The following is an 11,691-nucleotide window of genomic DNA, read 5'->3' on the forward strand; positions in this document are numbered from 1 at the left end:
GCAGGCAACGCAGCCTGATGACAGTGTGCATGGATGTTACACGCCAACGTAATAATAGGTCGGTTTGACAATAATCTGGGTATACTTAACTTTTATGACGTTATAATGATTAAACCGGACTCACCACTGCCCTGAGGATCCTACCGTGCCCGACATGAAGGTTTTCGCTGGTAACGCCATACCAGATCTTGCCAACAAAATCGCCAGCCGTCTTTACATCAAACTGGGAGACGCCTCTGTTGGTCGCTTCAGTGATGGCGAAGTCAGTGTGCAAATCAACGAAAATGTACGCGGTTCAGACGTCTTTATTATCCAATCTACTTGTGCACCCACCAACGATAACTTGATGGAACTGATCGTGATGGTTGATGCATTACGTCGTGCCTCTGCCGGACGGATCACTGCCGTGATGCCTTACTTCGGTTATGCGCGTCAAGATCGCCGTGTACGTTCAGCTCGGGTTCCTATCACCGCGAAAGTGGTTGCCGATTTTCTGTCTAGCGTCGGTGTTGACCGTGTGCTGACGGTTGACTTACACGCTGAGCAAATTCAAGGTTTCTTTGATGTGCCGGTGGATAACGTTTTTGCCAGTCCGGTTTTACTGGATGACATGCGCAAGAAAAATCTGCAATCACCCATTGTGGTATCGCCAGATATCGGTGGTGTAGTCAGAGCGCGTGCCGTGGCTAAACTGTTGAATGACGCTGATTTAGCGATTATTGACAAGCGCCGTCCGCGCGCTAACGTGTCGCAAGTGATGCATATTATTGGTGATGTACGTGATCGTGACTGTATTATCGTTGACGATATGATTGATACGGGCGGTACACTGTGTAAAGCAGCCGAAGCCTTAAAAGAGCAAGGTGCTAAACGTGTCTTTGCTTACGCGACGCATGCGGTATTTTCAGGTAATGCGCCTGAGATCATTACCAACTCGGTTATTGATGAACTCATTATTACCGATACTGTGCCATTATCCGCAGCGATGAAAGCCATTCCAAAAGTACGTCAGCTAACCTTAAGCGATTTATTAGCCGAATGTATTCGTCGTATTAGTAACGAAGAGTCGATTTCATCGATGTTCGATTAAGCAGACGATTTCGATCATAAAGGCGCTTTAGGGCGCCTTTTGGTTTTTTTAAGCCTAATACGCCATGCTAAAAAGCCATTGAGCGTTTTATCCTTAGACGCTGAAAAATGATAAACAGCATATCAGATAGCGACACAGCCACAACGCTGCCAATTTGCATTTGCAGCTAACGGGGGCTGGTGGTAATATGTCGCGCCTTTTGTCATGCTACAAAAGGCAACAGGTTTCGGCTGGTCGCAAGCCGGGACAAATACTAATTATTGGAGTACATCATGTCTGATGCAATTTTTACATTAACCGCAGAAGTCCGTTCTGACCTGGGGAAAGGTGCGAGCCGCCGCCTACGTCACGAAGACAAAGTTCCAGCTATCATTTACGGTGGCAGCGTAGCCGCTCAATCAATCACTTTAGAGCACTCTAAACTGTTGAAAGCGCAAAGCGTTGAAGCCTTCTACTCTCACATCCTGACTATCAACGTCGCGGGTGAAGAAGTAAAAGCCATCGTTAAAGCCATGCAACGTCACCCGTTCAAGCCAAAAATCTTACACGTTGACTTCCAACGCGTAGAAGCTGGCCACGAGTTACATACTATTGTTCCTATCCACTTCATCAATGAAGAAGCCGGTGCGAAGAAAGGTGGTGTAGTTGTTCATGGTATGAACGAAGTTGAAATTGCCTGCTTACCACAGGATCTGCCAGAGTTCATCGAAGTAGATTTAAGCGATGTTGCAGTAGGCGTAACCTTACACTTAACTGACATCAAAGCACCTAAAGGTGTTACTTTTGTTCAGTTAACTAAAGGCGAAGGTCATGACCTGCCTGTAGTATCTGTAAACAAACCAGCTGGTAAAGCTGAAGAAGAAACACCTGCTGAGTAATGTCTGACGCTGTTCAGCCAAAGCTTCAGCTAATCGTGGGCCTGGGTAATCCAGGCCCCGAATATCAATATACCCGTCATAATGCGGGCGTGTGGTTTGTTGAGCAACTGGCTCGGACCTATCATGCGACCTTAAAACCCGAAACTAAATTTTTCGGGCACACTGGCAAATTCATGCTTGCCGGCCAAGAATTCAAATTACTTATTCCATCGACCTATATGAACTTAAGCGGCAAAGCCGTTTTGGCTATGGCACAGTTTTATAAACTGTCACCAGAGCACATTCTAGTAGTTCATGATGAGCTGGCGTTACCGCCCGGCACAGCCAAATTTAAGTTTGCCGGTGGACATGCGGGCCACAATGGTCTGCGCGATATCACAAGTAAGTTGGGTAATAACCCCAATTTTTATCGCTTGCGGCTTGGCATCGGCCATCCGGGGCACAAAGATCAGGTAACTGGTTTTGTTCTGGGTAAAGCGCCAAGCAGTGAACAATCACTGATTAATAGCTGCATCGATGAATCGGTTGCCTGTTTCGACCTGTTAGCTCGCGATGGCTTGGTAAAAGCTCAGCACCGTTTACACAGCTTTCAGGCAAGCTAAAATTTCGGAACACTCCCGTCGCTAATAGCACATTAAAGGATACACTCATGGGTTTCAAATGTGGCATCGTCGGTTTACCTAATGTTGGTAAATCCACCTTATTTAATGCTTTAACCAAAGCTGGCATCGAAGCCGCCAACTTTCCGTTCTGTACTATCGAACCGAATACCGGCGTGGTGCCAGTACCCGATTTACGCTTAGATAAACTGGCTGAAATCGTTAAACCGCAACGCGTATTACCCACTACCATGGAATTTGTGGATATCGCAGGTTTAGTCAAGGGCGCTTCCCGTGGTGAAGGTTTAGGTAATAAATTTTTAGCAAACATCCGCGAAACTGACGCTATTGGTCATGTTGTACGGTGTTTCGACGATGAAAACATTATTCACGTTGCCGGTAAAATTGATCCGGCCGATGACATTGAAACCATTAACATGGAATTAGTGCTATCTGATATGGACAGCGCTGATCGCGCCATTTTCCGTGTTCAAAAGAAAGCAAAAGGCGGCGATAAAGACGCTAAAGCAGAAATCCAGGTTTTAGAAAAAGTGAAGGCGCATTTAGAACAGGGCCATACCCTGCGCCAGCTTGAGTTAGAAAAAGAAGAAAAGGCGCTGATTGCCTACATGAACTTTTTAACGATCAAGCCCACCATGTATATTGCTAACGTGATGGAAGATGGTTTCGAGAATAACCCCTACTTAGATATCGTTACTGCGATCGCTGAGAAAGAAGGCGCCATTGTGGTGCCGGTATGCGCCGCTATCGAATCGGAAATTGCGGAGCTAGACGAAGAAGAGCGCAATGAGTTTATGGCCGACATGGGTTTAGAAGAGCCAGGCTTAAACCGGGTGATCCGTGGTGGTTACTCTTTGCTAAGCTTGCATACTTATTTTACTGCCGGTGTTAAAGAAGTACGGGCTTGGACTGTCGCAATTGGTGCCACTGCGCCACAAGCTGCTGGCGTGATCCACACTGACTTTGAAAAAGGCTTTATCCGCGCTGAAGTGGTCGCTTATGACGACTTCGTACAATACAACGGTGAAGCGGGCGCGAAAGAAGCCGGTAAATGGCGTCTTGAAGGTAAAGACTACATTGTAAAAGATGGCGATGTTATGCATTTCCGTTTTAACGTTTAAGCCTCGCGGTTAAACGCTCGATACCAAGCCGGACCTCGTGTCCGGCTTTTTGTTGTTGATAATTCTCGAGGACTATCTCATACTTAATTTTACTGTTTAGTTTTTACTCGCTCTGAACATAAATTCGGCAAATACACTGCAACTGGTATAATATCGAAAAAAAACGGTTGACGCTCATAAGTGAGATCAGCATAATACGCGCCACTTGCTTAGGACAAGTTATAGTGGCTACATAGCTCAGCTGGTTAGAGCACAGCACTCATAATGCTGGGGTCGCAGGTTCGATTCCCGCTGTAGCCACCACTTCCTACTCTACTGTTGTATGCGGGAATGGCGGAATTGGTAGACGCACTGGATTTAGGTTCCAGCGCCGCGAGGCGTGAGAGTTCGAGTCTCTCTTTCCGCACCATAATAGGGTGCAAGTAAGTAAAAAGTTGTTGTAGGGGCGTAGCCAAGCGGTAAGGCAGTGGGTTTTGATCCCGCCATGCGTTGGTTCGAATCCAGCCGCCCCTGCCATTAACTCTTTACCATCCCAGTAGGGGCGTAGCCAAGCGGTAAGGCAGCGGGTTTTGATCCCGCCATGCGTTGGTTCGAATCCAGCCGCCCCTGCCATCATTCAGAAAACCCGACCTCGTGTCGGGTTTTCGCTTTTCTAATCATTAATCAAATACAACGCTTTAGCTACAGCACGTCTCATCCAGCGGCCTACGCTGCGTCTTACTTCCTTTGATCTTCAGCAAACGTGATTGCCAAGCGATACGACTAAAACCCTGAGTTGCGGTAGCATTTTCGAAACAGCAGCACGAATGCTGCTTGCAACCTGGCTACATAGATTTAGTAAAATGATCGCCTGTAAGCAGCAGAAACAGGACGAGGTGGTAAACGCATAGTACACTTTGAAAAAGGGCGTGTTTTTCATGGATGAAAAACAGGAGCCCCCATGGATGGGTTTACGGCGTCTCTCGTTAAAGTTGTACAACGCGTTTAGCCACTGGATGCATTAAAATTGAACCTGCTCACACTCAATTCTAAAAACAGTTTAAAATAAGCAACACACCTTAAATTGGTCGGCATATTAAGCCGCAGAATTACCAACCTCAAGCCTAGATAACAGAGTAAAAGCAGAAGCAGACAAGACTGAGGAACAACTCAAAATACCCCATTACCCACAGCGTACTTTGTTAGTAGGCGTTTAGCGGGCCCCGCGTTAACGGCCAACCTAAGCCCCTGCTGGCGAATAAAGCTCAGCGTATCCGAATCACGGCTAAAAGTTTGATAAATCGCATCCATCGCACTCATCATCAAAGTATTTTGCAGCTTACGCTGCCGCTGATACTGCTTTAAACTGGCATTATCGGCCAGATCGCGACCGGCTTGTTGATTCTCAATTAACGTATCAGCCAATAACATCGCATCGGCAAAACCGAGGTTTACCCCCTGCCCCGCCAACGGATTAATAGTATGGGCCGCATCACCGGCTAACACGCAGCGCCCTTTAACGTAATGCTGCGCATGCATTCGTGCCAACGGAAACCACGCGGAAGCTTTCAGCTTTACCGCGCCCAACTCTGCCGGAAAGGCGGTTATAAACGCGTGCTCTAGCGCCGCTGGCGCAAGCTGTGCTAGCTGTTTTACCTTGGCCGCTTCGTCATACCAAACCAAAGACGCGCGTGCACCGGGTAAAGGTAAAAATGCCCGTGGGCCACTGGGGTAAAACTGCTGCCACGTTATATCCTGTTGCGGATAAGGCGTATCAACATAGGCCACTAAACACGCTTGTTGATATTGCCAACCCTGAGTACCAATGCCGGCAAATTGCCGCACCACAGAATTTGCGCCGTCGGCGCCAATGAGTAATGCACCCGATAGCTGCTGCCCATCTGCCAATGTGACCTGCACCGCTGTATCGTGTTCTTGTACCGCGCTGATCTGCGTATCGGTGATCACCGTCACGTGGCGGTTAAATTGTTGCCATAACGCCAGCTGTACCAGGTTATTCTCAACAATATGCCCTAAATGGTCCTCAGCAATGTCTGCAGCATCAAAACGCACCGAGGCTTTCGCTTCGCCTGCTTGTAAATACTGATAAGGACACAGCCGCATAGCGGCTAACGCTTGCCAAGCCCCTAATTGCTGCAACCAACGCTCTGAGCGTAAATTTAATGACGACACGCGCAAATCGATCTCGCTTTGTGCGGCGAATGGCGCTGGGGCATGCTTTTCAATTAAACTGACCGTCAGCCCGGCCTGACTTAAAGCCAACGCCAGCGCGGCACCGACCATGCCACCACCACTGATAATGATATCTGTATTCTGCATCTGTGTTGCCTTGTACCGCTGCCTAAAAACGACAGGTAATTTAGTGCGAATTTTGCTAAGGTTAACAACAAATTTGTGGTAGGTAACCTGCGCTTAGAAAATAACCGGAAAAAACATTGACGAGTGCCGAAAAATGCGGCATTTTGCGCGCCCCTTTGTACGGTGGCTCGAACTTGTTGGCTTAGTTTGGTAACGATTGAATTGGAGATGGCCCATGCGAAATGTAACTGTTGCTGCAACCCAAATGCAGGGTGGCTGGAATGTGGAAGAAAATATTGCTCGAGCAGATAAGCTGGTGCGTGAAGCGGCAGCCCAAGGCGCGCAAATAATTCTGATCCAAGAGCTGTTTGAACGTAACTATTTTTGCCAGAAGCAAAAGCCTGACTACTTAGCATTTGCAGTCCCCGTCGCTGAAAATGCCGCGGTAAAACACTTTGCCAAGGTGGCTAAAGAGCTGGCGGTCGTGTTACCGATCAGCATTTATGAACGTGCCGGTAACTGCTTATACAACACCGTGGTGATGTTAGACGCGGATGGCAGCAATATGGGCATTTATCGTAAAAGTCATATTCCTGATGGTCCAGGCTACAGCGAAAAGTACTATTTCACGCCAGGCGATACCGGTTTTAAAGTGTGGGATACCCAATATGCCAAAGTGGGCGTCGGTATTTGTTGGGATCAATGGTTCCCAGAATGCGCGCGTAGCATGGCATTAATGGGCGCAGAACTGATTTTCTACCCCACCGCTATCGGTAGCGAACCGCATGATGCCACTATCAGCTCACGTGATCACTGGCAGCGTACGCAACAAGGCCATGCCGCTGCTAACTTAACACCGGTTATCGTATCTAACCGTATCGGTACTGAAACCGAAGGCGATTTTTCTATTACGTTCTATGGCAGCTCCTTTATTGCTGACCATACCGGTGCCAAGGTGAAAGAGGCTAATGAAACCGAAGAAACGGTACTAGTACATACCTTTGATTTAGACGAAGTGGCGGCAACGCGTCGCGCTTGGGGTGTATTCCGTGATCGCCGCATTGATATCTACGATGCGTTACTGACCAAAGATGGCAAAATCAATCCGGAGAACAGCAAGTGAGCCGGACCTTAACCAGCACACCACAGCAAGATGGCTTTAGTATGCCGCCTGAATGGGCACCGCATAAACAAACCTGGATGGTCTGGCCCGAGCGTACCGACAGCTGGCGTTTAGGCGCTAAACCGGCGCAGGCTGCTTTTGTTACTGTAATCAAAGCCATTGCCGGGTTTGAACCGGTCAGCGTTGGCGTGTCTGCTGCCCAGTATGCCAATGCCTATGCGCAATTAAGCCAAGCAGAAACTAAATACCCGATCCGTGTGTTGGAAATTTCTAATAATGACGCTTGGTGTCGTGATACCGGCCCCACCTTTGTCACCAATGGCAAAGGTGAAGTTCGTGGCGTCGATTGGACCTTCAACGCCTGGGGTGGCTTAAATGGCGGTTTGTACTTCCCTTGGGATCGCGATGATCAAGTCGCCAGTAAGATCTTAGGTATCGAGCAACTGCCCCGCTATCGCACCGAAGGCTTTGTGTTAGAAGGCGGTGCGATCCATGTTGATGGTGAAGGCACGCTGCTGACTACCGCAGAGTGCTTACTGAATGCTAACCGTAACGCACATTTAAGCCGTGAGCAGATTGAACAGCAATTAGCAGAACATCTGAATATTAGTAAGGTGTTATGGCTTGAAGACGGCATCTTTAATGATGAAACCGATGGCCATGTTGATAATATGGCCTGTTTTGTTAAGCCGGGTGAAGTGCTGTTAGCTTGGACAGATGATCAGTCTGATCCACAGTATGCTCGTAGCAAAGCCGCACTAGACTATCTAGAAGCCAGTACCGATGCCAAAGGCCGCAAAATCAAGGTGCATAAACTGCCCGTGCCAGCGCCTATCATGGCCAAAGCCGAGGAATATGCGTCAGTCGATCAGTCGATGGCCGCCATTCCACGTGAAGGCAACGCCCGTTTAGCCGGCTCTTACATCAATTTTTATTTATGTAATGGCGGTTTGATCCTGCCAACCTTTGATGATCCCAATGATCAGGTTGCTGCAGCAATATTGCAGACACTTTTCCCTCTGCACAAAGTGGTGACGGTACCCGGCAGAGAAATTCTGCTCGGTGGCGGTAATATCCACTGTATTACTCAGCAGCAACCGGCCGGTTAATGTTCGCGTTGGCGAAAAGGTGTTGCCGTTGAGCCAAGCAAAGGGGTGCTAATCATCACCCCTTCGTTTTTACAGCAAACGTCAACAAGCCCTAAACGCTTTAGCTTATTTTGCAAGGAACCTCAGCCATGGCCAAAGCCTGTGCCTTACATATTTTAGTGAAAACCCGCGAACAAGCCGAGAAGTTAAAAAGACAGCTGGATAAAGGTGCTGACTTTAGCAAACTGGCCAAGCAACATTCGTTATGCCCATCTGGTAAAAAAGGCGGCGACTTGGGTGAGTTTCGTAAAGGGCAAATGGTCAAACCCTTTGACGATGCGGTATTTAAAGGGCCGGTACTCGCCGTGTTAGGGCCGGTAAAAACCCAATTTGGTTTTCATTTAATTAAAACCCTGTATCGCGATTAAACGCAAAGGCTCAGGCTTTGCCAAGGAGTACCCATGCAATTAATACCGGCCACAAGCACACATCTGCCAGAGTTAATGAGCTGGTTTAATAGCGAAGCCGAATTAATCAGCTGGGCGGGCCCGGGTTTTCGTTTTCCTTTTAATGCTGAGAGCTTTGCGCAAGATCTTAAGTTAGAAAGCCTGTCGTCTTGCCTGTTACAAGCTGACGATGGCCAAATATTGGGGTTTGGCCAATATTCCTTGCAACACGGTCATGCGCATCTGAGTCGGTTGGTGATTCATCCACGGTTTCGTGGCTATGGTTTTATTCAGATTTTACTTGGGAAATTACAACGGCAAGCAAGCTTAACACTCAACACAGCGAGCGCGTCGCTGTTTGTATTTCGCAGCAACGCTGCTGCGATCCGAGCTTATCAACAGGCCGGTTTTGTAGAGCAGTTACATCCGCAAGGCGAGTTACATCAGCTTTGTAGCTATATGGTTCGCCCTGCTAACGCCGTAGCGTCTTAAACCCAGTTTTGTGGCTCAGTTTAAGCTTTACCCAACGCTTTGGCTCTTAATTTCGCTTTAACCTTTCCTGCCGATGGCCGTTTTGCGCCATCTTGACGCCCTTGGCGCTGACCAGGCTTACCCGGTAAATGATCAGCCGGCGGCACAAAACTGGGGTCATGTTCATAGCCTGGCAACACTTTCGCTGGCAGTACTTGTTGTGTCAGTTTTTCAATTTCTTGCAAAGCCCCACGCTCTTCTGGGCCAATCAAAGTAATGGCTTCGCCACTTAAACCGGCTCGGCCAGTACGACCAATGCGATGCACATAATCTTCCGCAATTTGTGGTAAATCATAATTCACCACATAAGGTAGCTCGTTAATATCTAAACCGCGCGCAGCAATATCGGTCGCCACCAAAACACGCACCTTACCTTGCTTAAAATCATCTAAGGCTCGCTGTCTGGCTCCTTGCGCTTTATCACCGTGGATAGCCGCAGTGTTTAAACCGTCTTTTTGTAACTGCTTTGCCAGTCGGTCTGCACCATGTTTCGTGCGCACAAAAATCAAAACTTGCTGCCAATTACGCGCACCAATCAGGTGTGAAATCATTTCGCGCTTGCGATGCCGATCAACTAAATACACTTGTTGCGCCACCCGATCAGCGGTGGCATTGGCCGTAGCTACTTCAATTTGGATGGGATTGTTTAACAGCTCATCTGCCAGCTGTTTAATGTCTTTAGAATAGGTTGCAGAAAATAGCAGGGTTTGTCGTTTAGCCGGTAGCTTGGCCATAATGCGTTTGATGTCGACCACAAAGCCCATATCCAACATGCGATCAGCTTCGTCTAATACCAGCACTTCTAGCTCGCTCAGATCAACTGTTTCTTGATGTAAATGATCAATCAAACGCCCCGGCGTTGCGACCAGAATATCCAGGCCAAGTTCAGCTTCATCATATTGCGGCCGAATCGACACCCCGCCATAGAACACGGCACTGCGACAGCTTAAATACCGACTGTAGGTTTGCACACTTTCGAACACTTGCTGCGCCAATTCACGGGTGGGGGTTAATACCAACACGCGCACTTGCGCGGGGCGTAAGACCTTAGGTGCATTGAGAAGCTGTTGCAGCAGTGGTAAGGTAAATGCCGCTGTTTTCCCGGTGCCGGTTTGGGCGCCCGCGAGCACATCTTTACCTTGTAAAATCGGTGGAATACTTTCTTGCTGTACCGGTGTTGGGCTAGCATAGCCCTGTTCAGCTAAAGCGCGTAAAATGGGCTCAGCCAGAGCCAGAGATTGAAACACCATGTGTAATTCCAGAAATCAAAACAGCTAACATCTAAATGATGTGTGAGTATAGCAGATGAGCGCTTTACAAGATATTGCCACACCTAGCCCTGCTTGGGTGCTGTATATGGTACGCACTGCGGCTGGACAGCTGTATACGGGTATCACCGTTGATCCGCAGCGACGCATGCGCCAACACGCTGGTGAAATTAAAGGGGGCGCCAAAGCGCTGCGCGGTAAAGGCCCCCTAACACTGGTTTATCAACGTCGCTATTCGGATCGCGCCAGTGCCAGTCAGGCAGAATACCAGTTAAAACAACTGAGCAAAGCTGAAAAAGAGCAGTTAATTAGCGAGCAATAATGGATAATTTTTATTTAGTTTTAGCCTATCTAGTCATCGGCTTTTTATTACGGCGCCAGCCCGCCATGCCGCAAAATAGCGGCATCGTTCTGAATATTTACGTGCTTTACGTGGCGTTGCCTGCGTTGATCCTGAAAAATATTAAGTTATTAGAATTCTCGTTTTCACTGCTCATCCCAGCCATCACGCCCTGGTTGCTTTTGCTTGTTGTGGTGGCATTGGTGTTACTGCTCAGTAAATTCTTTAACTGGTCGCGTGAAGTGACAGGCGCATTGTTAATCATTCTTCCGCTGGGTAATACTTCGTTCTTAGGCTTTCCGATGACCGAAGCCTTATTCGGCAACGTCGCCATGCCCTATGCGGTGGTCTATGATCAAATTGGCTCTTTTATTGCGCTAGCAACCTATGTCACCATCGTTGCGGCGATCTACAGCCCAACAATGAACAAGCCTAGCGCGAAAGCCATTATCTGGAAAATCATCAGTTTTCCCTCGTTTATAGCTCTGATGGTAGGGTTACTGATTCGTGATATAACGCTGCCACCACTGGCTATTACATTAGTCGATAATTTGGCCGCGACGCTGGTGCCGGTAGTGATGATAGCGGTAGGTTTTCAGCTGAGCTTTCGTTTTAACAAAGATGAGATCGTGCCGTTACTCAGTGCCTTAGTGATAAAGTTAGCGGTGATGCCACTGAGCGCATGGTTAATTTGGCGGGCGCTGGGGCAAGAGGGGTTGGCGGTGACCATCAGTATTTTTCAAGCGGCAATGCCGCCGATGATCTCGGCCGGCGCTATTGCCATTATGGCCGGTTTAGCACCTAGGTTAGTAAGTGGCGTTATCGGTTTTGGTATTCTCTCTGGTCTGGTAAGCTTACCTATAGTCTTTTGGCTATTACAATAATTCG

Annotated in this window: 12 protein-coding genes and 4 tRNA genes; 14 read left to right on the forward strand and 2 right to left on the reverse strand. The window is 48.1% G+C overall.

What is annotated here, in order from left to right:
* Positions 1 to 145: 145 nt before the first annotated feature.
* The 8 genes from ORJ01_RS03550 to ORJ01_RS03585 all read left to right on the forward strand — a co-directional run bounded on the left by ORJ01_RS03550 (position 146) and on the right by ORJ01_RS03585 (position 4,321).
* On the forward strand, positions 146 to 1,090 hold the full coding sequence (locus ORJ01_RS03550; protein ID WP_306176985.1) for a ribose-phosphate pyrophosphokinase: 945 nt from the start codon (positions 146 to 148) through the stop codon (positions 1,088 to 1,090).
* Positions 1,091 to 1,362: 272 nt separating this feature from the next.
* Positions 1,363 to 1,968, forward strand: coding sequence for a 50S ribosomal protein L25/general stress protein Ctc (locus tag ORJ01_RS03555; protein WP_226749688.1), 606 nt, complete (start codon positions 1,363 to 1,365; stop codon positions 1,966 to 1,968).
* Positions 1,968 to 2,570, forward strand: coding sequence for an aminoacyl-tRNA hydrolase (gene pth, locus ORJ01_RS03560; protein WP_306176986.1), 603 nt, complete (start codon positions 1,968 to 1,970; stop codon positions 2,568 to 2,570). The genes ORJ01_RS03555 and pth overlap by 1 nt, the downstream gene beginning before the upstream one ends.
* Before the next feature lie 47 nt (positions 2,571 to 2,617).
* Positions 2,618 to 3,709, forward strand: coding sequence for a redox-regulated ATPase YchF (gene ychF / locus ORJ01_RS03565; RefSeq protein WP_229585452.1), 1,092 nt, complete (start codon positions 2,618 to 2,620; stop codon positions 3,707 to 3,709).
* Positions 3,710 to 3,935: 226 nt separating this feature from the next.
* Positions 3,936 to 4,012, forward strand: a tRNA-Met gene (locus ORJ01_RS03570).
* Between the two features lie 21 nt (positions 4,013 to 4,033).
* A tRNA-Leu gene (locus tag ORJ01_RS03575) sits at positions 4,034 to 4,118 on the forward strand.
* A 32-nt stretch (positions 4,119 to 4,150) separates the two neighbouring features.
* Positions 4,151 to 4,225 (forward strand) — tRNA-Gln (locus ORJ01_RS03580).
* A gap of 21 nt (positions 4,226 to 4,246) precedes the next feature.
* A tRNA-Gln gene (locus ORJ01_RS03585) sits at positions 4,247 to 4,321 on the forward strand.
* Between the two features lie 537 nt (positions 4,322 to 4,858).
* Here the strand turns inward: ORJ01_RS03585 and ORJ01_RS03590 are convergent.
* Complete coding sequence (locus ORJ01_RS03590; protein ID WP_306176987.1) at positions 4,859 to 6,028, reverse strand: FAD-dependent monooxygenase; 1,170 nt, start codon at positions 6,026 to 6,028, stop codon at positions 4,859 to 4,861.
* A 214-nt stretch (positions 6,029 to 6,242) separates the two neighbouring features.
* Between ORJ01_RS03590 and aguB the strand changes: the two genes are divergently transcribed.
* The 4 genes from aguB (at position 6,243) to ORJ01_RS03610 (ending at position 9,156) form a co-directional block, all read left to right on the forward strand.
* Positions 6,243 to 7,130: an N-carbamoylputrescine amidase gene (gene aguB / locus ORJ01_RS03595; RefSeq protein ID WP_226749684.1), complete on the forward strand. Its 888-nt coding sequence runs from the start codon at positions 6,243 to 6,245 to the stop codon at positions 7,128 to 7,130.
* The gene (gene aguA, locus ORJ01_RS03600) at positions 7,127 to 8,239 is read left to right on the forward strand and encodes an agmatine deiminase (RefSeq protein WP_306176988.1); all 1,113 of its coding nucleotides are present in this window, start codon (positions 7,127 to 7,129) and stop codon (positions 8,237 to 8,239) included. Before aguB ends, aguA begins: the two co-directional genes overlap by 4 nt.
* A 128-nt stretch (positions 8,240 to 8,367) precedes the next feature.
* Positions 8,368 to 8,646: a peptidylprolyl isomerase PpiC gene (gene ppiC, locus ORJ01_RS03605; protein ID WP_229585449.1), complete on the forward strand. Its 279-nt coding sequence runs from the start codon at positions 8,368 to 8,370 to the stop codon at positions 8,644 to 8,646.
* Positions 8,647 to 8,679: 33 nt separating this feature from the next.
* Entirely contained in the window at positions 8,680 to 9,156 is a 477-nt protein-coding gene (locus ORJ01_RS03610) for a GNAT family N-acetyltransferase (RefSeq protein ID WP_306176989.1), read from the forward strand.
* Positions 9,157 to 9,176: 20 nt separating this feature from the next.
* Here the strand turns inward: ORJ01_RS03610 and ORJ01_RS03615 are convergent, their stop codons facing one another.
* The gene (locus tag ORJ01_RS03615) at positions 9,177 to 10,445 is read right to left on the reverse strand and encodes a DEAD/DEAH box helicase (RefSeq protein ID WP_306176990.1); all 1,269 of its coding nucleotides are present in this window, start codon (positions 10,443 to 10,445) and stop codon (positions 9,177 to 9,179) included.
* Between the two features lie 55 nt (positions 10,446 to 10,500).
* Between ORJ01_RS03615 and ORJ01_RS03620 the strand changes: the two genes are divergently transcribed.
* Both ORJ01_RS03620 and ORJ01_RS03625 read left to right on the forward strand, forming a co-directional pair.
* The gene (locus ORJ01_RS03620) at positions 10,501 to 10,785 is read left to right on the forward strand and encodes a GIY-YIG nuclease family protein (RefSeq protein WP_226749679.1); all 285 of its coding nucleotides are present in this window, start codon (positions 10,501 to 10,503) and stop codon (positions 10,783 to 10,785) included.
* Complete coding sequence (locus ORJ01_RS03625; RefSeq protein ID WP_226749678.1) at positions 10,785 to 11,687, forward strand: AEC family transporter; 903 nt, start codon at positions 10,785 to 10,787, stop codon at positions 11,685 to 11,687. Before ORJ01_RS03620 ends, ORJ01_RS03625 begins: the two co-directional genes overlap by 1 nt.
* Positions 11,688 to 11,691 lie beyond the last annotated feature (4 nt).

The organism is Alishewanella sp. SMS8, from assembly GCF_030737935.1.
GTDB classification, from domain to species: domain Bacteria; phylum Pseudomonadota; class Gammaproteobacteria; order Enterobacterales; family Alteromonadaceae; genus Alishewanella; species Alishewanella maricola.